This window comes from Roseibium sp. 10G30-5 (assembly GCF_055809635.1).
In genome coordinates this window covers 2,562,937-2,589,541 of sequence record NZ_CM147918.1, presented here as the reverse complement: position 1 = coordinate 2,589,541, position 26,605 = coordinate 2,562,937, and the positions used below count along the sequence as shown (strand labels likewise).

General features: G+C 55.5%; 22 protein-coding genes and 6 pseudogenes. 10 read left to right on the top strand and 18 right to left on the bottom strand.

Annotated features, from left to right (window positions below; genetic code table 11):
- Positions 1 to 48: 48 nt before the first annotated feature.
- The 10 genes and pseudogenes from AC0L7U_RS13095 to AC0L7U_RS13050 all read right to left on the bottom strand — a co-directional run bounded on the left by AC0L7U_RS13095 (position 49) and on the right by AC0L7U_RS13050 (position 8,676).
- Positions 49 to 708 carry a hypothetical protein gene (locus tag AC0L7U_RS13095; protein WP_473691271.1) on the bottom strand — a complete coding sequence of 220 codons (660 nt, stop codon included), beginning with the start codon at positions 706 to 708 and terminating at the stop codon, positions 49 to 51.
- 49 nt (positions 709 to 757) lie between these two features.
- Entirely contained in the window at positions 758 to 1,195 is a 438-nt protein-coding gene (locus tag AC0L7U_RS13090; RefSeq protein WP_473691269.1) for a chemotaxis protein CheW, read from the bottom strand.
- Positions 1,196 to 1,289: 94 nt separating this feature from the next.
- A complete protein-coding gene (locus AC0L7U_RS13085) occupies positions 1,290 to 2,570 on the bottom strand; it encodes a chemotaxis protein CheA (protein ID WP_473691267.1) in 1,281 nt (426 codons plus the stop codon).
- Positions 2,458 to 3,459 carry an Hpt domain-containing protein gene (locus AC0L7U_RS13080; protein ID WP_473691265.1) on the bottom strand — a complete coding sequence of 334 codons (1,002 nt, stop codon included), beginning with the start codon at positions 3,457 to 3,459 and terminating at the stop codon, positions 2,458 to 2,460. Before AC0L7U_RS13080 ends, AC0L7U_RS13085 begins: the two co-directional genes overlap by 113 nt.
- A 41-nt stretch (positions 3,460 to 3,500) precedes the next feature.
- Positions 3,501 to 3,866: a response regulator gene (locus AC0L7U_RS13075; RefSeq protein WP_473691263.1), complete on the bottom strand. Its 366-nt coding sequence runs from the start codon at positions 3,864 to 3,866 to the stop codon at positions 3,501 to 3,503.
- 2 nt (positions 3,867 to 3,868) lie between these two features.
- Positions 3,869 to 4,174 (bottom strand): STAS domain-containing protein, encoded by a 306-nt coding sequence (locus tag AC0L7U_RS13070; RefSeq protein WP_473691261.1) that lies wholly within the window; start codon positions 4,172 to 4,174, stop codon positions 3,869 to 3,871.
- 547 nt (positions 4,175 to 4,721) lie between these two features.
- The gene (locus AC0L7U_RS13065; RefSeq protein WP_473691259.1) at positions 4,722 to 5,783 is read right to left on the bottom strand and encodes a thiamine pyrophosphate-binding protein; all 1,062 of its coding nucleotides are present in this window, start codon (positions 5,781 to 5,783) and stop codon (positions 4,722 to 4,724) included.
- Positions 5,684 to 6,346, bottom strand: a complete 663-nt coding sequence (locus AC0L7U_RS13060; RefSeq protein ID WP_473691257.1) for a thiamine pyrophosphate-binding protein — start codon at positions 6,344 to 6,346, stop codon at positions 5,684 to 5,686. Before AC0L7U_RS13060 ends, AC0L7U_RS13065 begins: the two co-directional genes overlap by 100 nt.
- Positions 6,343 to 7,655: pseudogene (locus AC0L7U_RS13055) on the bottom strand (CaiB/BaiF CoA transferase family protein). The gene AC0L7U_RS13060 and the pseudogene AC0L7U_RS13055 overlap by 4 nt, the downstream one beginning before the upstream one ends.
- 310 nt (positions 7,656 to 7,965) lie before the next feature.
- On the bottom strand, positions 7,966 to 8,676 hold the full coding sequence (locus AC0L7U_RS13050; RefSeq protein ID WP_473691255.1) for a CE1 family esterase: 711 nt from the start codon (positions 8,674 to 8,676) through the stop codon (positions 7,966 to 7,968).
- A gap of 136 nt (positions 8,677 to 8,812) precedes the next feature.
- On the opposite strand from AC0L7U_RS13050, the gene AC0L7U_RS13045 reads away from it, so the two are divergent.
- The gene (locus AC0L7U_RS13045; RefSeq protein ID WP_473691253.1) at positions 8,813 to 10,261 is read left to right on the top strand and encodes a PAS-domain containing protein; all 1,449 of its coding nucleotides are present in this window, start codon (positions 8,813 to 8,815) and stop codon (positions 10,259 to 10,261) included.
- Positions 10,152 to 11,702: pseudogene (locus AC0L7U_RS13040) on the top strand (putative bifunctional diguanylate cyclase/phosphodiesterase); the annotation flags it as partial. The gene AC0L7U_RS13045 and the pseudogene AC0L7U_RS13040, both read left to right, overlap by 110 nt.
- A gap of 164 nt (positions 11,703 to 11,866) precedes the next feature.
- Here AC0L7U_RS13040 and AC0L7U_RS13035 read toward each other — a convergent pair.
- Positions 11,867 to 12,517 (bottom strand): potassium channel family protein, encoded by a 651-nt coding sequence (locus AC0L7U_RS13035; RefSeq protein ID WP_473695816.1) that lies wholly within the window; start codon positions 12,515 to 12,517, stop codon positions 11,867 to 11,869.
- Between the two features lie 341 nt (positions 12,518 to 12,858).
- On the opposite strand from AC0L7U_RS13035, the gene AC0L7U_RS13030 reads away from it, so the two are divergent.
- Positions 12,859 to 13,590, top strand: coding sequence for an SDR family oxidoreductase (locus tag AC0L7U_RS13030; protein WP_473691252.1), 732 nt, complete (start codon positions 12,859 to 12,861; stop codon positions 13,588 to 13,590).
- Positions 13,591 to 13,694: 104 nt separating this feature from the next.
- Here AC0L7U_RS13030 and AC0L7U_RS13025 read toward each other — a convergent pair whose 3' ends face one another.
- Positions 13,695 to 14,657 carry a YeeE/YedE family protein gene (locus AC0L7U_RS13025; RefSeq protein WP_473691250.1) on the bottom strand — a complete coding sequence of 321 codons (963 nt, stop codon included), beginning with the start codon at positions 14,655 to 14,657 and terminating at the stop codon, positions 13,695 to 13,697.
- 584 nt (positions 14,658 to 15,241) lie between these two features.
- Here AC0L7U_RS13025 and AC0L7U_RS13020 point away from each other — a divergent pair.
- The 5 genes from AC0L7U_RS13020 to AC0L7U_RS13000 all read left to right on the top strand — a co-directional run bounded on the left by AC0L7U_RS13020 (position 15,242) and on the right by AC0L7U_RS13000 (position 18,656).
- Positions 15,242 to 15,973: a tetratricopeptide repeat protein gene (locus AC0L7U_RS13020; protein WP_473691249.1), complete on the top strand. Its 732-nt coding sequence runs from the start codon at positions 15,242 to 15,244 to the stop codon at positions 15,971 to 15,973.
- Positions 15,973 to 16,452, top strand: a complete 480-nt coding sequence (locus AC0L7U_RS13015) for a hypothetical protein (protein WP_473691247.1) — start codon at positions 15,973 to 15,975, stop codon at positions 16,450 to 16,452. Before AC0L7U_RS13020 ends, AC0L7U_RS13015 begins: the two co-directional genes overlap by 1 nt.
- On the top strand, positions 16,445 to 16,624 hold the full coding sequence (locus tag AC0L7U_RS13010) for a hypothetical protein (protein WP_473691245.1): 180 nt from the start codon (positions 16,445 to 16,447) through the stop codon (positions 16,622 to 16,624). Before AC0L7U_RS13015 ends, AC0L7U_RS13010 begins: the two co-directional genes overlap by 8 nt.
- 118 nt (positions 16,625 to 16,742) lie before the next feature.
- On the top strand, positions 16,743 to 17,918 hold the full coding sequence (locus tag AC0L7U_RS13005; protein WP_473691244.1) for an OpgC family protein: 1,176 nt from the start codon (positions 16,743 to 16,745) through the stop codon (positions 17,916 to 17,918).
- A gap of 84 nt (positions 17,919 to 18,002) precedes the next feature.
- A complete protein-coding gene (locus tag AC0L7U_RS13000; protein ID WP_473691243.1) occupies positions 18,003 to 18,656 on the top strand; it encodes a LysE family translocator in 654 nt (217 codons plus the stop codon).
- A 120-nt stretch (positions 18,657 to 18,776) separates the two neighbouring features.
- On the opposite strand, the gene AC0L7U_RS12995 is transcribed toward AC0L7U_RS13000, so the two are convergent.
- On the bottom strand, positions 18,777 to 19,067 hold the full coding sequence (locus AC0L7U_RS12995) for a BQ00720 family protein (RefSeq protein ID WP_473691241.1): 291 nt from the start codon (positions 19,065 to 19,067) through the stop codon (positions 18,777 to 18,779).
- 36 nt (positions 19,068 to 19,103) lie between these two features.
- Entirely contained in the window at positions 19,104 to 19,532 is a 429-nt protein-coding gene (locus AC0L7U_RS12990; RefSeq protein WP_473691239.1) for an Hsp20 family protein, read from the bottom strand.
- A gap of 231 nt (positions 19,533 to 19,763) precedes the next feature.
- Here AC0L7U_RS12990 and AC0L7U_RS12985 point away from each other — a divergent pair, with 231 nt between their 5' ends.
- Positions 19,764 to 20,399: a GH25 family lysozyme gene (locus AC0L7U_RS12985; RefSeq protein WP_473691237.1), complete on the top strand. Its 636-nt coding sequence runs from the start codon at positions 19,764 to 19,766 to the stop codon at positions 20,397 to 20,399.
- A 49-nt stretch (positions 20,400 to 20,448) separates the two neighbouring features.
- Here AC0L7U_RS12985 and AC0L7U_RS12980 read toward each other — a convergent pair.
- The 4 pseudogenes from AC0L7U_RS12980 to ugpB form a co-directional block, all read right to left on the bottom strand.
- A pseudogene (locus AC0L7U_RS12980) lies at positions 20,449 to 21,532 on the bottom strand (sn-glycerol-3-phosphate import ATP-binding protein UgpC).
- A gap of 2 nt (positions 21,533 to 21,534) precedes the next feature.
- Positions 21,535 to 22,382, bottom strand: a pseudogene (ugpE, locus tag AC0L7U_RS12975) (sn-glycerol-3-phosphate ABC transporter permease UgpE).
- 12 nt (positions 22,383 to 22,394) lie between these two features.
- Positions 22,395 to 23,274, bottom strand: a pseudogene (gene ugpA, locus AC0L7U_RS12970) (sn-glycerol-3-phosphate ABC transporter permease UgpA).
- A gap of 100 nt (positions 23,275 to 23,374) precedes the next feature.
- Positions 23,375 to 24,608, bottom strand: a pseudogene (ugpB, locus tag AC0L7U_RS12965) (sn-glycerol-3-phosphate ABC transporter substrate-binding protein UgpB).
- 669 nt (positions 24,609 to 25,277) lie between these two features.
- Here ugpB and AC0L7U_RS12960 point away from each other — a divergent pair.
- On the top strand, positions 25,278 to 26,477 hold the full coding sequence (locus AC0L7U_RS12960; RefSeq protein WP_473691235.1) for an MFS transporter: 1,200 nt from the start codon (positions 25,278 to 25,280) through the stop codon (positions 26,475 to 26,477).
- Positions 26,478 to 26,605 lie beyond the last annotated feature (128 nt).

Sequence of the window (26,605 nt, the reverse complement as noted above, 5' to 3'; positions counted from 1 at the left end):
CCCGATACATTGGAGTTATCCGACGAGGATAGGCTGGAGAGCAGGACTTCAGCCTTCGCGTAAGCCTGTACTGGCCTTTTCCAGCATGGATTCGTCCAGATTGGCCAAGAGCTTGGCTGACAATTGCTCCCCAGTGAAGAAGTGATCTTTCAGCGCTCGCACCTGCGCGGCATCTGTCGTTGCCGCGTCATAGCGAGTTGCCTGATCAAGACCATCAAGGGCTTGCCACAACTTGCCATCAGCTTCAGGCAAGGTCTTGGTGATCAGGGCGCGCTGCGCCTGTTTGGTTTTACGCGCCTCCTCAAAGCGCGTATGAAACGCGCTGATATTGTTGCCCAGACTGGTGAGCGGCGGAGTGTAGCGGCTTGGCGCTTCCGCCTTGATCTTTTCGACAGCGGTGTCGATACCGATCAAGCGGGTTTCAATCTTGCGTCCGTCGGTGCTACGCGGATCCAGCAAATATTCACGAACATCCGTCACGAAATGCAGATAGTCCTGATCCAGATGTGCCACTTCGACTTCCGTTTCTGCAGCCGTCTTCATTCGGTTGAAGGCCGTTGAGGAACGCGAATAATTGTAATAGGCCAGCGCACCGACCACCAACATCGTGACGATGAGCAAGACCGATACGGCACTCACCTTGGTCGAGATGGTCATGCCACCCGCCCGTGGCGCCATTCCTTCAATCTTGGAATCATTCGATTTCATCTGGGTCTCCTGTCCGTGTCACCTTCTGTGCCGGAACGTCAAAAGTGTTTCAGAGCTTGGCTTGAAAGAGTTGAGTAAGGGCGAGAACGACGACCATGCCGTGGTCAGCGCTGATGATGCCCGACAGATAGTCCTCGCCGGGGATCCGATCCCCTTCGGGCACGCCCTTGATCTCACCGGGCTCGACGGTCAGGATATCCGAGACCGCATCAACCAGAATGCCGAACGTTCGCTCGGCGACATTGACGATGATGACGACATGCATCGGCGTCGTTTGGGTCATTCCAAGTCCGAACCGGCTGCGCAAATCCAGAATCGGAACGATTGCGCCGCGCAAGTTCAAGACCCCCAGCACATGCGCCGGTTGATTGGGCAAGGGGGTCGTATCCGTCCAGCCCTTGATCTCCCGAACGGACATGATGTCGATGGCGTATTCGTCTTCCCCCAGACGAAAGCTGATGAACTGGCACATGGTTGGCGAGTTCACGACCCTTCCCCCATCGTCTGCATGGTGCATGGGCGGCCTAGGATCCGCCGAAGAAGACATGGTGCTTGTCTGCATTGTCAGGACCTCTGATCTTTCACTCGGCTGCAACGATGGATGGAAGGTCTGTCGCCTGCGCCTGCAGTCGACGCAAAGGCGTCGGGCTTTTCATGCCCGATAGCTGTTCAATATCCAGGATCAACGCGACCTTGCCATTGCCCAGGATGGTTGCGCCTGAAATGCCCGGGATAGGGTCGAAATTGTCGTTCAGGCTCTTGATGACGATTTGTTGCTGGCCAATCAGTTCGTCGACAACAATGCCAACCCGCTCTCCCCCGGCAACATCCACCAGCACAACCAGGCCTTTCGCCGGGTCCTTGACCGCATCACCGACGTGAAACAGGTCGGACAGATGGACAATGCGGATGAATTCGCCGCGGATGTTGACGAGTTGCGTGTGGTCATCGAGAAAGCGTAGCTGTTTGCGTTCTGGTCGCAGACTTTCGACGATGCTGGTGATTGGCAAAATGTAGCGCTGCGAACCGACAGCAACGATCATCCCGTCAAGAACTGCCAGCGTCAGCGGGATCAGCAGATTGAATTTTGTGCCGCGCCCCGGTTCCGATTGGATCTGGATCCGTCCGCCCAGGCTGACAATGTTTCTCCGCACCACATCCATGCCGACGCCGCGCCCGGAGATATCCGTGACTGCATCTGCCGTGGAGAAACCAGGCGCAAAGATCAGGTCGTCAATCTCCTGATCGCTCAAGCTTGCACCTGATGGCACAATGCCCTTCTCAAGCGCTTTGGCGAGCACCTTCTTGCGGTTCACGCCAGCCCCGTCGTCACTAATAGAAATGACGATATTGCCACCAAGGTTCGCCGCCGAAAGATCAATCGTTCCCATTTCGGACTTGCCCGCCTTAAGCCGGTCCTCCGGTTTCTCAAGCCCATGATCAATGGAATTGCGGATCATATGCGTCAGCGGATCGGCCAGCTCTTCAATGATCGTCTTGTCGACCTCGGTCTGCTCTCCCGACATGCGTAAATTGATTTTCTTGCCCAGCTTGGCGGACAGATCACGCACAAGCCGTGGCATGCGGGTAAAAACGGACTTCACAGGCTGCATCCGAATGGCCATGACGCATTCCTGCAACTCGCGAGTCAGGGATGCGAGTCCTTCCATGCCCGTCACCGGCGCGTGTTCTGCAGTGTTGCCGATTTCCGCCAACTCTTGCGCCAGCATGGCCTGGGTGATCACCAATTCACCGACTGTATTGACCAACCGGTCGATGCGCGTCAGTTCGACACGGATTGAGGAGGCTGCTGCGGGCTTGGCTTTTGGCGCAGTAACGGCCTTGAGATCCGATGCCTCCAATGCAGACCCGACGGGCGCGGGGCCAGTGTTTGGTCCCGCGGCACTCACTGCTGGTCCAGTGAGTGTCCCGCAAAGACGGTGGCATCACCTCGCCCTCCAGGTCTGCTGCAACCTCCGGCACAGAGGGTTTCGCATCTGTCACTGGCTCTATGACGATCTCGCATTCATCGTCGACAAACTCGAACACCTCTTCGACCCGGTCCCGCGTGCAGTCGCCTTTCAAAAGGAAAGTCCACGTGAAATAAGCCACTTCCGGATCCATGCTGCGCACCGCAGGCAGAAGCTCGGTGTGGCAGGTGGCCTGCAAGTCGCCAAGTCCGCGCATCTCCCGGATAAGCAGCAAAGGCTCGGTCGCATTCTTGAAAAGATCGGAATTGGGCTTTAGACGGATCTTCCAGATGTTTTCCGATGAAACGGGATCACCAGCGTCACTCCTGACAGTCTGATCGACCGCCGGAACCGGGTTCTTCTCAGTGTTACTTTCAAGGCCGAGCAAATCCTTGATCTGCAACAGCACGTCGTCGCCGAATGTTTCTGAGACCTCGCGTCCTTCTTGCGCGGCAGTCACCAGTTCAGCCAGGACGTCTCCACCTCGGATCAGAACATCCGAGACCGCCTGCGTCTGCTCGATATCGCCGTCGCGCATCTTGTCCAGCAAGGCTTCATAGGCGTGTGTGAATTTGACGAGTTCAGTGAAGCCAAATGCGCCTGCGCCAGCCTTGATCGAGTGAGCCGCGCGGAAGACTGCATTGAGACCTTCACTGTCCAGCGGCTCGTCTTGCAACTGGGTCAGATGTACCTCGAGATCGGCAAGGATCTCGTTGCATTCTTCAAAAAAGGTCACCTTGAAGCGGTCGAAATCCGATCCAGAGGATGTGTCACTGCTCATGCTTGCAATCCATCTTGTTCGACGTGTTCAGGGCAGAGCGGTCAGGGGCAGACCTTGTTGACAACCGAAAGTAATTTTTCAGGAACGAAGGGCTTGACGATCCAACCAGTCGCCCCGGCGGCCTTGCCGCTGGCTTTTTTGTCGTCGCCACCTTCTGTGGTGAGGATCAGGATGGGCGTCGACTTGAACTCAGGCTTGGCGCGCAGTTCCCGAACCAGCGTGACACCATCCATGTTCGGCATGTTGATGTCCGTAATGACAACGTCGACCGTCTGTCCCTTGACGACAGACAGCGCATGCACGCCATCCTCAGCCTCCAGAACCTCGAAGCCAGCCCCCTTCAAGGTAAAAGCCACCATGTCTCGCATGGTCTTGCTGTCATCAACGGTCAATGCACGTTTGGCCATTTTTACGCATCCCAACTTTGAACACAGGCTTCCAATCCCAGATCGGTAAAGCCCTGGCGAAAATTCTCGGACATGCTGGTAAATCGGATCTGGCGATTGTCGCTTTCCAGATCATGGGAGAGAGCGACCAAAATTTGCGCGACCGCTGTTCCCAACCGGTCCACCTGGCTCGCATCAATCACCACTTCATCCGCAGCAAGCCGTTCGATCAGAGCTGGATGCAGCTTGGATGCAGCAGACAAGTCGCAAATATCCGGAAGTAAAAAAAATTCCTGATCTGTATTTTTTACAATGTCGCTTTTTTTCATTTGTTCAGATCCAAATCATCCATCACAAATCACAAGAAGCACTCAAGCTTTAATCTGATCTAATGTTTGAATCTGAAATTGTTAACAATTGCTAAACGAACAAATTTCAAGGCCTCGAAAGATTTTATTATCAGTATAAAATACTTTTTAGAATCACAGGCTTAAAGAACTAATAGGTGTTTTCAGTTATTTTTTTCAGAAAAGAATTTATAATTACATTCATTATGAAAGTAAAAATGCATATTATTATCTTATTAACACTTGAGATCAATGAAAACCAATTTAACACGACTGCAAAAATGCAAAATCATTAGCGGATATAACAATATCAAGGAGAGTCTTCGTGCAAAACGGACTCGCCAGCTTTAACAGGGTGCAGAATCAAGCGAAGTATTTTGAAGGCCTATATCTTGCTGCGCTGAACAGGCCTGCTTCAGCCAAACGCAACGCCACTCGCGCTCAATTTGATTCTCTATCCTACACAGCAGGACCTGCACCCGCTCAATGGATGGAGCCAACACCAGGGGCCCTCTCAAGAGGCTCACACTCAAAAGCGTTGGGCGTAGGTGTCGGAGGACACGCGACAGGCCAGCAGTGTGAAGCCGTCACGGGACAAAGCGGCGTGCGCTTCCTCTCGCAGAGTTGCCTCGTCCTCGATCCAGACGCCGTGTCCACCATAAGCACGCGCCACTGCGGGGAAATCAGTTACCTCAAAACGCACACCGAGTTTCGGCAAATTGAGGGCTTGTTGCTTCATTTCAATCAACGACAGGGACTGGTCCACCACCACACAGATAATGACAGGAAGCCCAAGATCGCGAAGGGTTGAAAGTTCGCCCAAACACATCTCAAGGCCTGCATCGCCGACAAAAGCGATGACCGGGGCAGCCGTCGTCCCGACAAGTGCATATCCCATTGCCAACGGCAGAGCACACCCCATGGTGCATAACGCCGAAGACTGCAACAGCCCACGCGGCGCAGCACATGCCCATATCTGGGACAACAGAATACGATGCGCGCCGCTGTCAGCTGTGGCAATTGTCTCCTGCGGCAACACCTCACGCAGGACATGGAAACAGGTCGCCGCGCCCCAAGCCTCGTCGCCTCTTGCGAAGGCAGCCGACAACGCTAGCCGTGTGTCTGCCGGCTCTCTCTCAGGCCAGGACGCAAGATCTGGTGAACGGGCTTGAAACAAATGCTCCAGCACCGGAGCCACATGGCTGCGCAGGGAGATACGTGCCGAATGCATCCCATGGGTCCGTAGCACCGGCGCAATATCAATCACCGGCGCATCATCTGGCCAAGGATTACGCCAATTGGCGCGCATTTCGATCGGATCATAGCCCAACAGCAATATACAATCGCTTTGCTGGATGAGTGGCAGCAAGGCAGCATCCGCCTTGGGAGACAACCCTGCCCCGCCCAGCGCCAACGGATCCGTTTCGTCAACCATACCCTTGGCCTTGTAGGTGGTCACCAATGGCACTGAAAAACGATAGCAAAACGCCGTCAGCTCCTTGGCACACGCTTCATTGAGCGCATCAACGCCCATGATAGCGATGGGTCGCTGTGCCTTGGCAAACAGCGCGCAAGCCTCGGCAAGGCCCACATCTCCTGGCTGCCGGCGCCAGCCGAGCTGCCCCGGAGGTTGACCTCTGCCGCCAGGCTTTCACCCGTCTCACTCTCCGCCACACGGATCGGTACATCAATGTGGACAGGCCCCGGCTGCCCATCCAGCGCCAGCGCTATGGCCTTGTCCATCATGACATCCAGCGCCCCCAGCCGCGCTGAAAAGCTCGCCTTGACGATGGGACGCAAGAGTTGCTGGTGATCAAAGACCTGATGCGTATAGGTCTCTGCGTCACCGGTCTCAATACAACCGGTCAGAAAGATCAGCGGCACCCGATCCTGCCATGCGTTGGCAACCACATTAACGGCGTTGGCAACACCGGGACCAAGCGTTGACAGGAGAACACCCGGCGCACCATTGGCATGCCAGCCGCCTTCCGCCATGAAGCCTCCGGCATTTTCATGTTTCACCAACACAAAGCGCAGGCCAGCCTTGTCCAGCCCATCCATGAGCGCCAAAACTTCGCCGCCTGTAATTCCGAATGCGTGACGACATCCCGCAGCGTGCAGCTTGGCAGCAATAATATCGGCTCCACGTGTCATCGTGTCGATGTCTCCCCGGTCAAATTGGCTTTTGTCTCAAGATCATTGGCAGCGTCGCTCTCCTGCGGTCCCGGTGACGCGTCTCCCGGATCAAGCACGCCCTCGTCGATCAAGGCCCGCACATCGGCGTCACTTAACCCCAAGCGTGCCCGCAAAATGTCATAGCCATGCTCACCACGCCTCGGCGGGGCCTGACGATAGCTGACTGGCGTGCGGCTCATCTTGATTGGCGACCCAATCAAATCCACCATGCCCGCCTGCGTATGCGACATCGAGATGCGCATGCCGCGCTGGACCACCTGCGGATCAGCAAAGACCGCTGCGAGATCATTGACCGGACCACACGGCACACCAACAGCTTCCAGTGCCGAAATCCACTCGGACGCAGAGCGCTCGATGGTCAGCCGTCGGATCAGAGGCACCAACTCCTGCCGATTGCGCACGCGGTCGGCATTGCGCGCAAAACGAATGTCATCCGCAAGAGGCAGAGCCCCGGCAACCGCGCAGAACTTTCGGAATTGGTCGTCATTGCCAACGGCCAGCACAAACGACATATCGCTTGCCGGGAACGTTTCATAAGGCACAATCGTTGGATGGCCATTGCCGCGCCGAGGCGGCACCTCGCCCGAAACCAGATAGCCTACACCCTGATTGATCAACCACGACACTTGCGCATCAAACAGCGAGATATCGATATGCTGACCCTCGCCCGTCTCGTTGCGGTGGTTCAACGCTGCAAGAATGGCGATGGTCGCATACATGCCGCACATGACATCGGCGATGCCCACTCCAACCTTGGTTTCCGAACCGCCTTCCTCATCCGCAAAGCCAGTCAGCGACATGATACCGCCCATGGCCTGAATGAGGAAATCATAGCCTGCTCGCGAAGCATACGGCCCTGTCTGGCCAAACCCGGTGATCGAACAATAAATCAGTCCCGGATTGTCCTGACGTAAAGTGTCGTAGTCGAGACCACGCCGCTTCAGATCACCAACTTTGAAATTCTCCACCAGGATGTCGGATCCTGTGGCGAGTTGACGGATGATGTCCTGACCGCGCGGCTGGGTCAGATCAACGGCAAGCGACGACTTGTTCCGGTTGGCCGACAGATAGTAAGCGCTCTCCGTCGTATCCTGACCACCTTTGTCCTTCAAAAAGGCGGCCCCCAACTGCGGGTGTCATCCCCGCGCTTGGGCCGTTCGATCTTGATGACATCAGCCCCAAGATCGCCCAACACCTGTGTCGCAGTCGGCCCGGCAAGGATCCGGGACAAGTCCAGCACTTTAAGGCCAGACAAAGCTCCACGCACATCAAAGGTTTCAGACACCACCACACTCCCCTTGTTGCGCTTCACAAGAACGGCTCAAGGCGCATATGGTCAAGCGTGGCTCGGCCCTTCGCGGCGTTTCAGCGCAGTTATCAAGGTCAATTTCCAGTCACCCGGAACAATCCGGCACACTGCCTGTTATCGGGCAGGCAATGCCCACCCCTTTTGCCTGGACAGATCCAGCCAGCTTGTCGCCAGCCAGCCCAGACGCTGCTCATGGCCACCCTCATGCAAGCAAAACTCAAGCAGGCCATTTTTCGGCGTCCAGCGACGGCACTTCAAACCAACCATCTCAAAACGCTTTGGCTTTGTCGAGAGAAGACCAAGCTGGCGACGCCATACATCCAGTGCTGTCGAAGACATCTGCCTGTCGATACTTGCCCCCCATCAACGGACGCCCTGCCAAAGGGACCACATGATCATTCGTACCGTGAAGATGATACAAATAGGGCGCGCCCGGCGCACAGGACTTGGGAACAGGCACCCAGAAAGCCCCTGAGATTGCTGCAAACCCGGCAAAGCCGGTTGGTGTTTTACAAGCCTGATACCAGACCATGAACGCCCCGGAAGAAAAGCCCCCCAGCAGCGTATGACCGGCAGGCACATGGAACCGCGCTTCCACCTGACTGCGGATCTTCGCAAAGAAAGCGCCTTCGTCACGTTGATGACGCGGTGCTGCAGGAAACGACCAATCGCCCCCCAGCCCCTGAGGCGCAACCATGACAACGTTGAGCTGCTTCGAAAGCGCCTGTAACGCGGTATTGTCGATGATTGAACGCGCTTTACCACCATGTCCGTGAAGGAAAATGATCATGCCGGACGGGCGTAAAACCTCAGGAGCGTTATAGACATAGTAATCTCCCTCCTTCACCGTGCAGGGAACATCTTGAAAACAGGCAGTCGGAATGGGAGCCGCCTCCGTCTTTGTGGTGAGTGCCTGTAAAGAAAGGGCCGCAAAGGCGAGAGAAAAAACGCCACACATTAAAATACGCAACAAGCCCATTACAACCTCCATCTGCGAAATAGAAAGTATAACCTAATTAAAAATACTATGAATACTGAAAATTGCACCGTAAGGATATTTTAAATATTTTTATCGGATAAATCATAGAAGAAAAGACTTCGGGACGGCATCAAAAATGCAGATCGTCAGAACACCAAGACCAGCAAAAGAGCTTCATCAAAAGCCCTCACAATCCCTGCTGTCACAGGCAATGGAAGAACTGGGATCTGGCCTTGTTGTTATCCGCAACGGTTTGGTGATCAGCGCCAGCGACCACGCCTTGCGATTGCTGCACATCGCGGTCGATGACCTTATCCTGCCCAAAAGCACCTCCTCTTTCTTACGATTTCTCGGCCAGCGCGGACTTGTTGATTTCAACGATTCAACGTTGTTTACGGATGCTTTGACGCGGTTGAAGGTATCCGGCGCCGCTGTCGAGTTTTTCCTGCCATTGAGTGATACCCGCAAACTGCATGTGCGCGCATTCCATCATGATGCTCAAGATATTGCCCTCATTCTGCGTGAGGACACGCGTTTTCAGACTGCCAACAGCTCCGCCCATCGCGATGACCAGGAAGTGACCGCAGAGCGACAGGAGCTCGATGCAGCGCGACAAAACGAGCTTGAGCTGCAAGCAGTCCTCTCGCACATCGACCATGCGGTCATGTTCATGGACGAGAACCTGCGAATCAAGCTGATCAATGATCGTCTGCTTGAATTCTACAAGATGAGCCGTGAGGAACTTGCGACCAAGGAGACTCTGCGGGACATGCTGACACATGCTCGTGGTGTTGGGATCATCGGCAGCGACATGTCCGAGGCGGATTGGGAGGCCTTCGTCACCGAGCGCGAAGACATGGCCCGCGCCGGCGGGGTCATGAACAAGGAATATGACACGCTCGATGGGCGGACGATGCTCTATTCGAACGTCAAGGTCGGTCGCGGCCGCATGACCACCTATTACGACATCACGCATTTCAAACGTCAGCAAGATCAACTCGAACAAGCCCTCGAAACTGCAAAGCTGTCTGAACTCATTCTTGATGAACTGGCGATGCCGGTGAACGTCAAAGACGCCAATCTGCGCTACGTGATGGCAAATCAGGCTTATCTGTCGTCGTTTGGCAAAGACGCCCCGTCCTCCATCGTTGGCGCAAAAGTGGCCGACTATCTACCGGAAGACTACGCCAAGCTCGTTGAACACTCCGACCTTGTCGCCTTCCAAAGTGACACATGGCAGGAAGACGAAACCATTTTCAGAACTCCTGACGGCGCAGTCAAGGAGGCCATGATCCGCAAGGGGACTGTACATCCGACGCCCGAAACCCATTATCTGGTCACTCTGTTTCAGGATGTTTCGTCGCTGAAGGAGAAGGAAAAAGAGCTACAACAAGCGCTGGATCGTGCCGAACTTTCCGAAATTCTGCTCGATCAGGTCCCTCATCCGGTTTCTGCCAAAAACGAAGATCTCGAGTATGTCGTGGTCAACGAGGCCCTGTGCCAGTGCCATCGGTGTTTCCAAGGAGGACCTGATCGGCCACCGCGCTTCAAGCCATTTGCCTGCAGATCTCGCCAACACCCTTGACGCATATGATCGACAAGTTCTTGAAAACGGTGAGACCTTGCGCTTCGAGGAAGCTCCACTGAAAGGCGGCCCGGATGAAGTCGGGCTGGTCATCAAATCTATCGCCTATACCGACAGACATGAGAAATATCTCCTGACGGTGACCACAGACGTCTCGGATCTCAAGGCCCGCGAACGCGACCTCGAACAGGCGCGCAAGCGCACAGAAGAACGCAACGAAATCCTCAAGCAGACCAAGCAGCAGGTCGAGTTCGAAAGCCTTCATGATCCGCTGACTGGCCTGGCCAATCGCCGCTATCTCGACAAGTGGCTGGACGCCTGGTCCAGCAAGGGCGATCGCCAGCAGGTCGCGATCCTGCAAATCGATCTGGACCGCTTCAAAGCCATCAACGACACGCTGGGTCATGCCGCAGGGGACTACACCCTGCGCCATGTTGCGAGCTGTCTGAAGGCTGTCTGCAACGAGGATGACTTTCTCTCGCGAATTGGTGGCGACGAATTTGTGATCTTGCGCGAAGGGGCGGCGGGGCCCACTGAGCTGGCAGACTTGGCGAACAAGATCATCGACCTTGTCAGCGAGCCGATCACTTATAACAATGACGTGTGTCGCGTTGGGGCCAGTGTCGGGATTGATGTGACCTCCCCCGACCGGGTGCAAGGCGATGATTCCCTGACCATGGCCGCACGCCTTGCCATGAATGCTGATATTGCGCTCTACCATGCCAAGCGTGAAGGCCGTGGCCGCTTTGCCTTTTTTGCAGAAGAACTGCAAGGCGCGATGGAGGCCAGCCGCCGTATCTCCGATGATCTGCTCGGAGCACTGGACAACTGCGAGTTTTTCCCGACCTATCAGCCACAATTTGACGCTCAGACCTTGCGTTTCATCGGCGTTGAAGCGCTTGCCCGCTGGCAACACCCCTACTTGGGCGAACTGACCCCTGACGCCTTTCTGGATGAAGCGCAGAGCCTCGGCATCACCGACCGCATCGACCATGTCATTTTGGAGGCCGCTCTTCGGGACATGAAGGATTGGGACGAAACCGCGGATATAAAACCCCGCTTGTCCGTCAATCTGTCGGCGCAGCATCTGCTCAATCCATCACTCGTCAGCTTTCTCAAGGAACAGGATATTCCGCGCAACCGGCTGGGTTTTGAGATCAACGCAACGCAGGATCTGGACTGGGAAAGCAAGCGCCTCATCGATTTGACGCATGCCATTTCCGACATGGGCATCGACATTGAGATCGATAATTTCGGCACCAGTCAGGCGTCACTGCTGGGCATGTGGATTGTCGAACCACGTCGTCTGAAGGTCACTCGCGCCATGGTTCTGCCTGCCACCGAATCCGAGCCACGCCTCAACCTGTTGCGGGCAGTGATAGACTGGGGCCGTTCGATGAAACTGGACATTGTCGCCGAAGGCGCGGAAACGCCGCAGCATGTGGAACTGCTCCAGTCCTTGGGCTGTAATATCCTTCAGGGGTTTGCCCTTGCGCCACCACTGAAGCACCATCAGTTGATGAGCGCGGCCCTCAACGGCTGGGACTTTTCCCATGGTCTCGAAAATGAACCGCTGAAACGCGTCGCGCACACGCAAAATGCTCCTCAGCTCCATTCCCCTTCCGTGGGAATGTTGAGCGTGCGTCCGCAGTGCTTGCAGTGCACTGCATCCGGATCGTGCCGCTTCAGCCCGCAATCGGGACAGGGCACCAAAACCTTGGTTGGGCGGAATATCGCCTGCACAAGACGTAAGAACAGGGCGACCCCGAAAATCATGATCAGAACAGCCAACAGCCGACCAAGCGCATCATGCATGATGATGTCGCCGAAGCCTGTTGTCGTCAGGGTCGTAACCGTGAAATACAACGCATCCAGATAAGTATTGATCTGCTCGTTCTGGTGATGTTCGAGTACGAAAACCAGCGCCGTGACAACAAAGATGAACACAAACAGATTAAGCGCGGACTGGACGATTTCCTCGTTGCCACGAAACCATGAAGAGGCCCCGCGCAATTCAGTCAACACACGATAGCTGCGCATCAGCCGCAGCGTTCTGAGCACACGCAAGAAAGCCAGATTGCCGATAAAAATCGGACTCAGCAGCGACGCAATGACGATCAGATCAATGATGGTTGTCGAGGTGCGCAATTCCTTCATGGGTTTGGATGCGGCAAACAATCTGGCGCTACAATCAATCAGCATGATCACCGCCAGAGTATAGTCAACCGAGCGATAAGCATGCGCCTCTGCCGACATGCTGGTGACGATGAAATAGATGATGGTCAGAAGATCGAAAACGATCAGAGATACACGCCACGTGCGTGAAGTCTGTGACCTGCCGTTATATAGCTCGCGCAGCGCCGCTCTCAGGCCCCGCATCATGTCTCCCAAACGCATCATGTCTCCTTTTTGGGCCGCAATCGCCGTGCTACGCGTGCGATCACGCATTCAAACAAGATCATGCTCATCACGCTCAGTAAACTGTTGAACCAGCGCAGATGTCACTCTCTCCAAAGAACTCATCGTGTTCTCTGCACATTTGCAAACAGGCCAATTTGTATTAGGCCAGAACACACATTTCATTTTCGGGAGACACCATGTCAGATTTCAGTGGCAAGACAGCCCTCATCACCGGCGCAAGCCGCGGCATCGGCGAAGCAACCGCGCGGGTACTGGCGAAGCTCGGAGCATCAGTCGTTCTCGCGGCCCGCAGCGAAGATGCCATCAAGACCATTGCTGAGGACATCCAAGCGGACGGTGGCAAGGCTTTGGCCATTGTCTGTGACGTGTCGGACAACGCCTCGGTCAAATCCGCGTTCGCCCGCGCCAAGGAGATGTTCGGCAGTCTTGATCTCCTCGTCAATAATGCCGGCGTTATTGATCCCATCAGCCTGCTTGAGGCATCTGATCCAGAGGCCTGGAGCAAGGCCATCGACATCAACGTCAAGGGCGTCTATTTCGCTATCCGTGCCGCGCTGCCGGATATGATCGCACGAGGCAGCGGCACCATCATCAACATCTCATCGGGGGCCGCCAGCAGTGCGCTGGAAGGCTGGAGCCACTATTGCGCCTCCAAGGCCGCAGTCTATGCGCTGACACAATGCACCGATGAAGAAACACGCGACAAAGGTGTGCGGGTGATCGGTCTCAGCCCCGGCACCGTCGCCACCCAAATGCAGGTCGACATCAAAGCATCGGGCATCAACCCCGTCAGCCAGCTCGATCCGTCCGTTCATATTCCGCCGGAATGGGTCGGGCGTGCCATTGCTCGTGCTCGCAACGCCTGCTGGCGACGCCTATCTGGGACAAGACTGTTCCCTGCGGGATGAAAGCGTTCGCAAGGCCATCGGCGTTCTTTGACATCCCGGCATGCAAAAGGGGCCGGACATATCCGACCCCTTTTCAAACGTCCTGCCATGACATCAACAGAAGGTCAGCCCATGCCGAGCTTCAGGCGCAAGCGAGTGCCCAGAACACTGCCGATAAAGGCGAAGACCAGCCACAACCAGCCATGAAGCGAACCAGACACCAGTCCGCCAAGATAGGCACCGATATTGCAGCCATATGCCAAGCGTGCGCCATAGCCCATCAACAGGCCGCCAACAACGGCCGTTACGACATCGCGCTGTGACAAACGCCAGACCGGCGCAAATTTGCCAGCCAATCCGGCGGCGGCCAAAGCCCCGAGAATGATGCCGAAGTTCATGACCGAAGTCGTATCCTTGAGAACACTGCCCTCAATCGCATCCTTCTGATACTTCCAGTAGTCCCGAGGCCTCGACAGGAATGCCGATGGCATGAAACCACTTGGCACCCCACAGCGCGAAGCCTGACGTGATGCCCCAGGGCGCCCCACCACAATAAAGGTCAGGATACCAACGATAGCCAGCAGCACTGCGCCAACGATCGGGGCCCAGGGACCTTGCAGCAATGAGCCGGTCGGACGACCGAGCAAAACCCGTCCATGGACACGCTTTTCAAGCAAGATCGTTCCCGCCGCAATGACACCCAAAACAAGGGCCGTTACCGCGAATGCGCCGACAGGGCCGAGCGATGTCACCAGCGAATAGGCCGGAAGCTGTGGCAGCTCCTTCCAGGTTGACAGATGCTCGGTGCCAAGCACAGAGCCAATGATGAAGGCAAACAAAGTCACCATCATCCGGGTCGATCCGCCCCCCGCCGTGAACAATGTGCCAGATGCGCAAGCCCCACCAAGCTGCATGCCCAGGCCGAACATGAACGCGCCAACCGCCGCCGCGCCACCAAAGGGAAACACGAATGCCCCTGTCGGCATGCCAAAAGACTTGCCCCAGGCAATCAGCGGGAAGGAAATCGCCGAGGTGAGTAGAATGAGAACAAACTGCGCACGCAGACCCGTTCCCTTTTTCTCGGTCAACAGATGCCGCCAGTACCGCGGTAAAGCCAAAGCTGGCGTGATAGAGCGCCAGACCGGCCAACCCGCCGATCAATGTCGCGCCCGCCTGCCGTGGCCCGGCGAGAGCGTTCGAAGCAAGAGTGATCAGCACGAGGGCCGTCAGTGCGAGAGCGACAACGCCCTTCTGAATCTCAGGCTGACGTGTGGAGGTGATTGTTGCGTTTGTCATGGATCTGGATTTAAGACGATGGCGCCTCATCAACAAGAAATAGAATCCGCTTTTGCTGTGAGATTTGAGAAAACACTGCCCCAATGCCCTGAAATCACCGCAAACCCTCCATGATATGCAGTTCTGGAAAGCTCCGGTTTCGGTTACGCAAGCGCGATAGCCTTACGAAGCGTTGCTTTTATCGCCGTTTTTTAGCCTGAAATTGATTGTCTGAACGCGGACCTGCCCCGCTCTGCTACACAGTTTTTTGTCTTGCGTGCAGGCCTGTTTTGCCTGCCACATAGCCACGGAATGCCAGATAGTTGCAGCGCAAGATGATGCTTGCACACCCGCGCCTCTGTTTTCTGCGGGCAACCATCCTGAGAGATTGCAAAAGATGCCGTTGTCAGACCAATTTGATTATCCCATCACCCTGTCGGATGCGACTGCACTTGTTCATTGGAACGAGACTGTGCGGGCGTTTCTGGCACATGGGAAAACTGCTCCGGATCACCTTGGGCGGGTCTTGCAACAAGCCCCGACCTTTGCACTCGCACAAGCTGCACGTGGTCTTTTTTGTCTGATGATGGCACGACGCGAACTCCATGCCACTGCTATCGACTGCCTGCGACTGGCAGAGATCGCCACTCTGCAAGCCCAGCCGACCCCACGCGAAATGGCATTCGTCGATGCCCTGCGGCACTGGCTGAATGGCTGGCCCTCGAAAGCGGCCAATTGTCTTGACAAAGCCTTGCAGACATATCCACGCGACGCGTTGCTGCTGAAACTGGTGCACTCCATCCGCTTCATGGAAGGCAATGCAACGGGCATGCGGTCTTCCATTGAAACGGTCATCACCGCGTATGACACCTCGCACCCGGCGTTTGGCTATGTGCATGGATGTTATGCGTTTTCGCTTGAAGAAACCGGGGATTACCGTCAGGCAGAAACCATCGGTCGATTTGCCGTAGAGCATTCATCCGACGACGCCTGGGAGTTCACGCAGTCGCTCATGTGCATGACATGGGCGGTCGCAATCAGGATGGCATCGACTGGCTGGAATCCCGGCCGGAGGGGTGGTCCCATTGCAACAACTTCAGCTATCATGTCTGGTGGCATTTGGCGTTGATGTATCTGGACAAAGGCGAAATCGACAAGGTATTCGCGCTCTACGACGACAAGATCCGCAGCGAACAGTCCGACGACTTTCGCGACATTTCAAACGCCACATCCTTGTTGTTGCGACTGGAACTGGAAGGAATCGATGTCGGCACGCGCTGGGAAGAACTGTCCGTTCTCTCAGACCAAAGAGCCGAAGATGGCTGCAATGTCTTTGCCGATTTGCATTACATGCTCGCACTCGTGCGCGGTGGACGCAACCAGAGTGCCGATCTGTTGGTGACCAATCTCACCAGCGCTCACGAACACCGACAGTCAGATTGCCACCGTTTGCGAAACGTCAGGCGTCCCGGCGGCGCAGGCTCTCGTCCAGTTCGAGGCTGGCAATTACGGCACGGCCTATCGCCTCTTGAGGACCTCGCAAAACTCACTCCACACAATTGGCGGTTCTCACGCCCAGCGCGACGTTTTCGATCGTATAATGATTGATTCAGCCATGCGAGCGGGATTGGCGCAGGAGGCCCTGGGGCTGATCCGGGACCGCGCGCGCAAGCGTTACGGACTTGACCGCTATGCAGAACAACGAATTCTCCTGTGCGAGCGCATGCTCTCCGCAGCGAGTATCATGGAAAACGAAGGTCTGCGCTTTGCCTATAACTAGGCCAAGCGAAGAGCGGCACACGGCTTCAGGCGATCATGCCACGTGCCCGACACAGCTCCTTACCCTTAAAAGTCATTAGCCTACACGGTTCAACTTGAACACTACATCTTCTCACCAAATGCCCCGCACCGCCCGCGATCCGCGGCTTGATTTCTTCCGGGGCCTGGCGATGTTCATCATCTTCGTCGCACATTTGCCCAACAACTGGTGGGCTAACTGGATCCCGGCGCGATTCGGGTTTTCCGATGCCGCTGAAATCTTCGTCTTCTGTTCCGGCATGGCATCTGCCATTGCCTTCGGGCGCGTCTTTGACATGCATGGGCTACGGATCGGTTTTTTCCGGGTCGCTCACCGTGTGTGGCAAGTGTATTGGGCCCATATCGGCGAGTTTCTGATCATTGCCGCAGGCCTGATGGCCCTGCGCCAAAGCGAAGTGCTGATCACGGTCTTTCACATCAAGACCGACTATGTGGGCGAGCTCAACCTTTGGCCGTTCTTTGGCAAGATCATGACCAACCTGCCAGCGTTGTTGAGCCTGCGATATGTGCCGAACTACTTCGACATTCTACCGATGTATATGGTGCTGCTGGCAATGATCCCGATTGTCATGCTGCTCTCGCGCATCTCGCTTTGGCTTGTGGCGGTGGCGTCAGTCAGCCTGTGGTTCTGTGCCAATCTCGACTTTCTGCAATTGACGGCAGAGCCCTGGTCCAATCGGCCGTGGTTCTTCAATCCCTTTGCCTGGCAGATGATTTTCTTCACTGGCTTTGCCCTGATGCGGGGCTGGTTGCCACGCCCACCCGTCAATTGGAAGCTTGTCACTCTGGCGGCAGTCATTGTGCTGGCCAGTGTGCCCTTCGCCTATTTCAGGGCCTATCAGCACGTCGACGTGCTGATGCAAATGCGCCGTGAAATCAGTCCGCTCTGGAACAAGACACATGAGGGGATCTTTCGCTATATCCACTTCCTCTCCCTTGCTTATATCTGCTGGGTCGCGGTTGGCGAAAAGGGACGACGTCTGGTGAGCCTACAAGGTCCGTTGGCCTGGCTTGTCCGCGTCATTACCAAGGTTGGACAGCAGTCCCTTGCAGTGTTCCTCTCCAGCCTCGTGCTGGCGCAAACCATCAATGTGCTACGCGATATTCTAGGCAGCCGTACGGACTGGCTGTCGCAGGCTTTGTCGAACCTCGTCGGGTTTGCCGGTTTGATTGCAGTTGCCTATTTCGTTGGCTGGATCAAATCCCAACCCTGCGCGCAAGCTGCCCAGCACGCAGGCGAGCATTTCCACGCATGAGGTGAGCGAGCGCAAAGAGGCCGCTTGATCTTCAAGAGGCGGCAGCACATCATGTGCGTCGCCTCTCACACGGATAAACACACAATGGATCTCGAACGCTGGCTCGCCTTCGTTGCTGCCTCAACCGCCTTGCTGATCACTCCCGGACCAACCGTTTTCATGGTCTTGAGCTATGCCCTCAGTCAGGGCCGCCGTATTGCTGTGGCCACAGCAGTGGGCGTCGCGCTTGGGGATTTCATTGCAATGACGACCTCACTCTTGGGACTTGGCGCCCTGGTGATGGCGTCCGCCGAGGTCTTTCTCGTGCTAAAGTGGGTTGGAGCGGTCTATCTGTGCTATCTGGGCATCAAGCTGTTCCGATCTGCCGGGGCTCAGAGCGCCGCTTTGTCAACGGAAGCCCTGACCGAAGCAGGTAGAGAACACGGTCAAACACCTGCCCGCATCTTTGGCCATGCCGTGGCGGTTACGGCGCTGAACCCGAAGTCTATTGCCTTTTTCATCGCCTTCGTGCCGCAGTTCATCAGCCACACAAAGCCACTTGCCCCACAGGCGACGTTGCTGATTGGTACCTTTGTCGGTCTCGCCATCGTCAACACACTTTGCTACGCCCTGCTTGCCGACAGGATGCGGCACCGCATGGCCACACCCAAGGCGCTACGCCGCCTGACCCGTTTTGGCGGCAGCATGCTGGTGGCCATGGGGCTCTTCACTGCCACCTTGAAACGGGCGGCCAGTTGAACTGCCTTTGACGCAGGACGGCCGAATACAAAAATGCTCCAGCCTGATCTGGGTTCAGATCTTGGCATGGAGCATTTTCTCGGTCTCTAAATTTCCTCGGAGCGGAAGCAGTCCCCCGCATCAGTGAACGCTGACCATCTCCAGATCATGTTCAAAGGCATTGGCCAAGACCGCTTCGCGGCTATCCGCCAACAAGATAGGCGTGCCATCCGCATTGAGCAAAGCCCAGAGGATTGTGTTTTCCTCAACAGGCGGCACTTGCGGAAACATCACCGCCAGTTCGTCGGAATCAATCCGGCGCAGATACGCCATCGTTCCGGCACCCAGTTCGGCCAGCACGTCTTCAGACATGCCGTTGATCTGTTGTTCACGGAGCAGGCGTGCAGAGGCATTCGCATCGCGCGTTTTCATTGGTATCTCCAATTTCTTCTTGTCCGGCGGAGGGGGTCAATCGCCGCTGGAGATTTCTATTTTCCGGACCACACGTTCCGGCTCAGGACGCGCAAGGTCGATGGATAGAAGTCCATCCTTGAGATCAGCTCCAAGGATCTCGATCCCTTCAGCAAGCACAAAAGCGCGCTGAAACTGGCGTGCCGCAATCCCCCGATGCAGATATTGACGAGACTTGTCGTCCACCTGCCGACCACGAATGACGAGCTGACTTTCTTCGACAGAGACATCCAATTGGTCTCTGGTGAAGCCAGCCACGGCCAATGTGATTCGTATCACATCACCCTGCACTTCCGTCCTTGGCAACCGTTCAATGTTGTAAGGCGGATAACCGTCATTTGCAGCCTTGGAAACCCGATCCAAAACTCTTTCAATATCGTCGAACCCGAGCATAAACGGGCTCGAAAACGCTGACATTCTTGTCATCGTCAAAGTCCTTCAAAAAGCGACCTTGCTACCGGACCCTTTCAAAGGCGTCCGTTACGGAGTTTTACAACTCCTGCTTCGATACTGAATATGGATGTAACGCCGCAGACTTTCAAGCGGTTGCGCAGATGACTGCCAAAAGCGTTAAGAGGCAAGATTTCACAAACAGCGCCCTGATGCGTCTGGACAATCTGGGAAGAGCAAGACGCACACACCAGACGGGAGACGGCGATGACAATGAATAAAACGGGAATTGATGTGTCGCATTATCAAGGCGATATCGATTGGTCCCTTGTTGCCGATGACGGCATAGGGTTCTCCTTCATCAAGGCCAGCGAGGGGGTCAGCATAAAGGACCCGAAGTTTCAGGAGAACTGGGCAGGATGCAAGGTGCAGGGCATCCAATGCGGTGGCTACCACTATTTTCACCCCACCTGTAGCTTTATCGGACAGGCGGACCTGTTGATGACGCAGCTTCGCTCTGTGGCTTTCGACCCGACACAGGACCTGCCTCCCGCCATAGACTGCGAAGTCAGTGATGACGTCAGCCCGGCGACCTATTGTTTTGCCTTGAAGGAGTTGCTGGTCCTGATCGAGAGCACCGTAGGAGTGCGCCCGCTCATCTACACGAATTCGGGCTTCTGGTCGCAAATGCAATCACCCGATTTTTCCAGCTACGACCTTTGGATCGCAGATTACACAGGCGCGCAAACTCCTGCCCTGCCAAGCCCTTGGAACACCTACAGATTCTGGCAAGATTCCCAATCAGGGCAAGTCAACGGCATCAACGGACCGACCGACCTGAATCGCATCAACCCAGCGTTCGCCGCAAAGCCGATCAACCGCCCCTTCCTTGACTGGTTCTGAATGCCGCACGCGGGTCAGTCCCGCATGCGGAGCAACTTCAGGTCACAGCTCAGACATCGATCCGTTTGCCACTATCACCGTCAAACACGTGCAACAGATCCTTGCGCACTTTGAGATGAAGCACATCGCCCATATCAAAGCGCTGATGACTTTCACAGCGCACGATGATCTGCTGGCCATCCGCGAGCGAGCCATAAATGTAGCTTTCCGCGCCAACAGGTTCGAGCACATTCACCTTGACCCTCAGTGCAATGCAGTCTTCGTCCACGGCATCACCCTCATTGACAAAGACAAAGTGCTCGGGACGCATGCCAAGTGTGAAGGTTGACGACATTTGGACCGTTGCCTTAGCCGAGTGCGGTGCCATCTCCCAGACAAATCTGATCATCCGTCACGCTTGCCGTGAGCAGGTTCATGGCAGGCGAGCCAATAAAGCTTGCGACGAAGGTTGAGGCTGGGTGGTCATAGACGTCAATGGGCGCACCGATCTGCTCGATGCCGCCCTTGTTCAGCACCACCAATCGGTCTGCCAAGGTCATGGCTTCCAGCTGGTCATGGGTCACATACAGGCTCGTGGTTTTGAACTGACGCTGCAGGCTCTTGATCTCGATGCGCATCTGCACGCGCAATTTTGCATCAAGGTTCGAAAGCGGCTCATCGAACAGGAAGGCAGCAGGCTCACGCACGATTGCACGGCCCATGGCCACCCGCTGCCGCTGACCGCCGGATAGCGCCCGTGGCTTGCGCTCAAGAAATTCCTCGATCTCCAGAATACGGGCGGCCCTGCGAACCCGCGTCTCGATCTCATCCTTCTTGAACCTTCGGTTTTTCAGGCCGTAGGCGAGATTGTCGTAGACCGACATATGCGGATAGAGTGCATAATTCTGGAACACCATGGCGATGTCACGGTCAGCCGGTTCGATATTGTTTACCACCCGATCGCCGATGCGGCATTCGCCGTCGCTAATCGTCTCCAGCCCCGCCACCATCCGCAGCAACGTGGACTTGCCACAGCCGGACGGTCCGACCAGAACGATGAATTCGCCATCCTGAATGTTGATGCTTATGTCGGAAACGGCCCGGTTTCCTCCCGGATAAACCTTGGCGATGTTTTCAAGATCAATGGAAGCCACTTTTACTTCTCCGTTTCCACGAGGCCCTTTACGAAGAGCTTCTGCATAGAAATCACAACGATGATCGGGGGCAGCATGGCAAGGATCGATGTTGCCATGACAAGGTGCCACTGGGGTTCAGCATCCAGCACCTGAGCCATCTGCTTGATCCCCATAACGATCGTATAAAAATCGGGACTGGTGGTGACGAGCAGCGGCCAGAGATACTGGTTCCACCCGAAGATGAACAGAATGACGAAAAGCGCCGCGATGTTTGTGCGCGACAGGGGCAGCAAGATGTCCTTGAAGAACTTCCAGGGCCTGCCCCATCAATGCGCGCCGCCTCCAGCAACTCATCCGGCATCGTCATAAACACCTGCCTGAACAGGAAGGTTGCCGTGGCCGACGCGATCAATGGTATCGACAATCCGGCATAGGAATTGAGCATGCCAAGATCCGCCACGACCTTGTAGGTCGGCAGGATGCGCACTTCGACCGGCAACATCAGCGTCAGGAAAATCATCCAGAAGGCCGTCTGCCGGAATGGAAAGCGGAAGTAGACGATCGCAAAAGCCGACAGAATCGAAATGGCGATCTTGCCCAGCGCGACAATCATGGCCATGACGAAGCTGTTCCAGATCATCGTCAAAACAGGAGGCGCGCCGGAGCTTGCCACACCATCAAACAGGACCTGCTTGTAGTTTGCCATCATCTGGTCACCCGGCCACATGGGCAGAACGCCAGACACAAAATCCGCGGAACTCCGTGTCGAGGCGATGAAAGCGACATAGACAGGAAGTGCGACGACGAGGATGCCAAGGATCAGGACAGCATGCGCGAGAATGTCCAGCCAGCGGTTATTTTCAACCATCTCGGGATCTCCTTAATACTGCACGCGACGTTCGATGTAGCGGAACTGAACGATGGTCAGCGCAATGACCACCATCATCAGAACCACCGACTGTGCGGCAGACGACCCGATGTTCAGACCAACGAAGCCGTCGGTATAGACCTTGTAGACAAGGATGTTGGTGGACTGGGCCGGACCGCCCATCGTCGTGGAGTCAATGACCGCAAAGGTATCGAACATCGTGTAGACCACGTTGACGACCATGAGAAAGAAAGTGGTCGGCGACAAAAGTGGCAGCGTGATCGTGAAGAAGCGCTTGACCGGACCGGCGCCATCAATGGCAGCCGCCTCCCGCAAGCTTGACGGAATGGACTGGAGACCGGCCACGAAGAACAGGAAGTTGTAGCTGATCTGCTTCCAGGCAGAAGCAATGACCACCAGGATCATGGCATCGGTTGGATCAGAGGTGCTGTTCCAAGTATAGCCGACATATTCCAGCATATAGGGAATGACACCAATCGTCGGATTGAAGATCAGGGCCCAGAGCACACCGGCGACGGCGGGGGCCACGGCGTAAGGCCAGACCAGCAATGTGGTGTAAGCATGGGCCGACCGCAGCATCCGATCCAGCGCGGCCGCCAGAACAAGTGCGCTGATCATCGCGGTAGCCGCGACGAGAATGCTGAAAAGCACCGTCACCTGTATCGAATTCAGATACGACGAGATCGTGGAACAGCTTGGTGAAATTGTCGAAGCCGACGAACTGCGTCGACAGCCCAAACGGGTCTTCACGCAAGAACGACTGACGCACCGCCTGCCCTGCGGGCCAAAAGAAAAAGATGATCGTGATCAGCAACTGAGGTGTCAGCAGCAGATAGGGCAGCCATTTATGATGAAAAATCGTACGCTTCATAAGGTCATCCAACCTTTTTGCAGCATTCAGACTATACTGCATTTGAAACAGCAGAAACCCGCAGACCGTTGGTCTGCGGGTTTCCTTGGATCAGGACCAGTTAGCCTTTGTGGGCTTGCTGGAATTCCTTGATCTGCTCGTTGCCGCGCTCATCGACACTGTCGAGTGCCTGCTGCGCGGTCTTCTTGCCAGCCAACATGCTTTCGAACTCTTCAGCAATGATCTTGCGGATCTGAACATAATTGCCAAAACGCAGACCCTTGGAGTTGGCTGTCGGCGTATGGAGAGTGATTTCCTTGATGCCGAGGTCTGCACCAGGGTTCTTATCGTAGTAGCCTTCCTTCTTGGTCAGCTCATAGGCAGCCTGCGTGATCGGCAGGTAACCGGAGAACTGGTGCCAATCGGCCTGAACCTTTGCAGACGACAGGTAGGAGAAGAACTTGGCAACGCCCTTGTAGACGTCCTTGTTCTTGCCCTGAAGAACCCAGAGGCTCGCGCCACCGATGATGGAGTTCTGCGGTGCGCCCTTTACATCGGCATAGTACGGCATCATGCCGAAGCCGACCTTGAAGTCCTTGGCATTACCAATGACGCCAGCGCGCGAGGCAGAAGACATCAGCGTCATTGCGCACTTCTGCGCGTAGAACATGCTGGTGGCTTCCTGAGCACCAGCCGGACCACCGTACTTGAAGAGACCTTCGTCAGACCACTTCTTGAGGTTGCCCCAGTGACGGACCTGAAGCGGACCGTTCAGCGTCAGGCGAGCGTCCATGCCACCAAAGCCGTTCTGCTTGGTGCCGATCGGAACATTGTCGCCAGGCGGAGAAGTTCTCGGTCTGGATCCAGCTGACCCAGGTGGTGGTGAAGCCACAGCTGGCCGCGCCGGAGTCAACGATCTTCTTGGCATCTGCAGCCAGTTCAGACCAGGTCTTCGGCGGCTTGTTCTCGTCAAGACCAGCCTTCTTGAACAGATCCTTGTTGTAGTAAAGGATCGGCGTGGAGGAGTTGAACGGCAGCGACAGCATTTCACCATCGGTGTTCGTGTAATAGCCCGTGACAGCCGGCAGATAAGCCTTCGGGTCAAACTTCTGACCGGAATCTTTCATCAGCTTGTAGACCGGATAGATGGCGCCCTTGGCAGCCATCATCGTGCCGGTACCGACTTCGTAAACTTGCACGATGGCAGGCTGTTTGTGCGCACGGAATGCAGCAATCGCAGATGTCATCGTTTCGGAGTAGTTGCCCTTGTAGCTGGCAACAATCTGATACTGGTCCTGAGACGCGTTGAAGTTCTTGACGATTTCGTCAACCTTCTGACCCAGTTCACCACTCATTGCGTGCCACCATTCGATTTTCGTGGCGGCGAAAGAACCCGATGTCATGCTGACTCAGGGCAGCGGCAGCGATCAGGCTGGAAATTGTATTGCGGTATTTCATGATCTCTCCTCCAATGTGGGGAATTCCCCGCTTGGGTTCAGGAGAACGTCGTTGGCATCCTCCCAGCACTCCGAACCCAATAGTTTGTTCATATGAACGACATTTGACGCTCAGATAAATGATTTTTGGCGTTTTTATTTCATTTTCGTGACGCACTTACGCCTAAAAGTGCTCAAAATATTTAAATGAACATTTTTATTGCTCACTTTTCACAAAATCGCAAGTGAATGAAATCAATTCCACGTTTGATTGAAGCGATTAACCTGAAACAACTGCATCGTCGGATCCGCCTCATAGACTTGCTGCACTGCGGTATGTCCTTTACTTTGGCGATTGGATTTGTATAAATTCGGACATCTTCAGATCTGCGCATTCCCACGACAGGCTGAACTTCCTTTCAATTTCAGTTCCTTGAGATCAAGGCCGACCTGATCTTCACGTTAAACGACGCTTTGAAAGCCTGTCAGAGGGCTGCTCTGTGTGCCAACACACCACACACAGAATGGATCTCGTCAAGGTGCGTTAAGTCGTTCTGTCACGGTTTCAATTACGAAAGATGGCTTCGCATGAGCACATACGCCTCCCCCACGCCCCCATCGGTGCTCATGATCCTTGTGTCCTTTGCCTTTGGTGGCTTCGCCATTGGCACGACTGAATTTGCCACCATGAGCCTGTTGCCGGACTTTGCACCGGATCTGCATATCTCCGAAGCAACGGCCAGCAATGTGATCAGCGCCTACGCGCTTGGGGTAACCGTTGGCGCCCCGCTGCTGGCGATGCTGGGCGCGCGCTATTCACGACGTCGCATGTTGATTGCCCTGATGATCGCCATTGCTTTCTTCAACGGCTTGAGCGGCCTTGCGCCAAATTACTCCACCATGCTGGTCATGCGCTTCCTGAGCGGACTGCCGCATGGGGCTTATTTTGGCACCATGGCGCTGGTCGTCTCGTCCCTCGTTCCACTCAACAAGCGCGCGCAGGCCGTTGGTTACGCGATGATGGGCCTGACGATTGCCACCATTGTCGGCGTTCCTCTGGCCAACGGCATTGGCCAGCTTTTCGGCTGGCGTCTCGGCTTTGCTCTGGTCGCTGTCATCGGTCTGGCAGCCACCCTGATGATCAAATTGTTTCTGCCGCAGGATCGTCCGTCTGCCAATGCACATCCGCTGCATGAGTTGCGAGGCCTGCGTAACAAACAGCTCTGGCTCACTCTCGCAATTGGCGCAATCGGCACAGGCGGCCTGTTTTCGGTCTATACTTATATCGCCTCAACCTTGATCCAGGTCACGGGCACTGGCGCGCAAAGTGTACCTCTTGCGCTGGCCTGCATGGGGCTGGGCATGACGGTGGGGATGCTCGTCTATGCCCGCATTGCCGACAGGCTTGGTCTGCGCACCGCCTTTTACGCCTTGCTCTGGTGTGCCTTTTCCACGTTGCTTTACACTTTCAGTGTTCATAACTACTGGGCCTTGTGTATTGCAGCTTTCTTCGTCGGCAACATCGGCGGACTTGGCACCGTACTGCAAACCCGATTGATGGATGTGGCAGGAGATTCCCAGATGCTTGCCGCCGCCCTCAATCAAAGCGCCTTCAATGTGGCAAACGCACTTGGCCCCCTGCTCGCAGGGATTGGCCTGACACTGGGCTGGGGTCTCCCTGCCTCGTCCGGCTTGATCGGCTTTGGCCTGGCCGTTACCGGGCTGATCATCTATGGCTTCACGGTTTATGACGCGCGCAAAAGCGCAGGAGCCAGAGCAGCCGACTGATCCTCTCAGCCCGGCCAGAGCATCCACACACCCGGCAAGATGATTATTAACATTGCTTCTTATTACGCCTGTCAGTTCTTACAGTTGTTTTCTTGTTCTCCAACAAAGACTTAGGAAATATCAGCCCT

What these genes read in the sequence shown, in the direction of transcription:
- AC0L7U_RS13095 (WP_473691271.1), bottom strand. Translation starts at nt 708, where the DNA reads ATGAAATCGAATGATTCCAAGATTGAAGGAATGGCGCCACGGGCGGGT.
- AC0L7U_RS13080 (WP_473691265.1), bottom strand. Translation starts at nt 3,459, where the DNA reads ATGAGCAGTGACACATCCTCTGGATCGGATTTCGACCGCTTCAAGGTG.
- AC0L7U_RS13075 (WP_473691263.1), bottom strand. Translation starts at nt 3,866, where the DNA reads ATGGCCAAACGTGCATTGACCGTTGATGACAGCAAGACCATGCGAGAC.
- AC0L7U_RS13070 (WP_473691261.1), bottom strand. Translation starts at nt 4,174, where the DNA reads ATGAAAAAAAGCGACATTGTAAAAAATACAGATCAGGAATTTTTTTTA.
- AC0L7U_RS13060 (WP_473691257.1), bottom strand. Translation starts at nt 6,346, where the DNA reads ATGACACGTGGAGCCGATATTATTGCTGCCAAGCTGCACGCTGCGGGA.
- AC0L7U_RS13050 (WP_473691255.1), bottom strand. Translation starts at nt 8,676, where the DNA reads ATGGGCTTGTTGCGTATTTTAATGTGTGGCGTTTTTTCTCTCGCCTTT.
- AC0L7U_RS13045 (WP_473691253.1), top strand. Translation starts at nt 8,813, where the DNA reads ATGCAGATCGTCAGAACACCAAGACCAGCAAAAGAGCTTCATCAAAAG.
- AC0L7U_RS13035 (WP_473695816.1), bottom strand. Translation starts at nt 12,517, where the DNA reads ATGTCGGCAGAGGCGCATGCTTATCGCTCGGTTGACTATACTCTGGCG.
- AC0L7U_RS13030 (WP_473691252.1), top strand. Translation starts at nt 12,859, where the DNA reads ATGTCAGATTTCAGTGGCAAGACAGCCCTCATCACCGGCGCAAGCCGC.
- AC0L7U_RS13020 (WP_473691249.1), top strand. Translation starts at nt 15,242, where the DNA reads ATGCCGTTGTCAGACCAATTTGATTATCCCATCACCCTGTCGGATGCG.
- AC0L7U_RS13015 (WP_473691247.1), top strand. Translation starts at nt 15,973, where the DNA reads ATGTATCTGGACAAAGGCGAAATCGACAAGGTATTCGCGCTCTACGAC.
- AC0L7U_RS13010 (WP_473691245.1), top strand. Translation starts at nt 16,445, where the DNA reads ATGATTGATTCAGCCATGCGAGCGGGATTGGCGCAGGAGGCCCTGGGG.
- AC0L7U_RS13005 (WP_473691244.1), top strand. Translation starts at nt 16,743, where the DNA reads ATGCCCCGCACCGCCCGCGATCCGCGGCTTGATTTCTTCCGGGGCCTG.
- AC0L7U_RS13000 (WP_473691243.1), top strand. Translation starts at nt 18,003, where the DNA reads ATGGATCTCGAACGCTGGCTCGCCTTCGTTGCTGCCTCAACCGCCTTG.
- AC0L7U_RS12995 (WP_473691241.1), bottom strand. Translation starts at nt 19,067, where the DNA reads ATGAAAACGCGCGATGCGAATGCCTCTGCACGCCTGCTCCGTGAACAA.
- AC0L7U_RS12990 (WP_473691239.1), bottom strand. Translation starts at nt 19,532, where the DNA reads ATGACAAGAATGTCAGCGTTTTCGAGCCCGTTTATGCTCGGGTTCGAC.
- AC0L7U_RS12985 (WP_473691237.1), top strand. Translation starts at nt 19,764, where the DNA reads ATGACAATGAATAAAACGGGAATTGATGTGTCGCATTATCAAGGCGAT.
- AC0L7U_RS12960 (WP_473691235.1), top strand. Translation starts at nt 25,278, where the DNA reads ATGAGCACATACGCCTCCCCCACGCCCCCATCGGTGCTCATGATCCTT.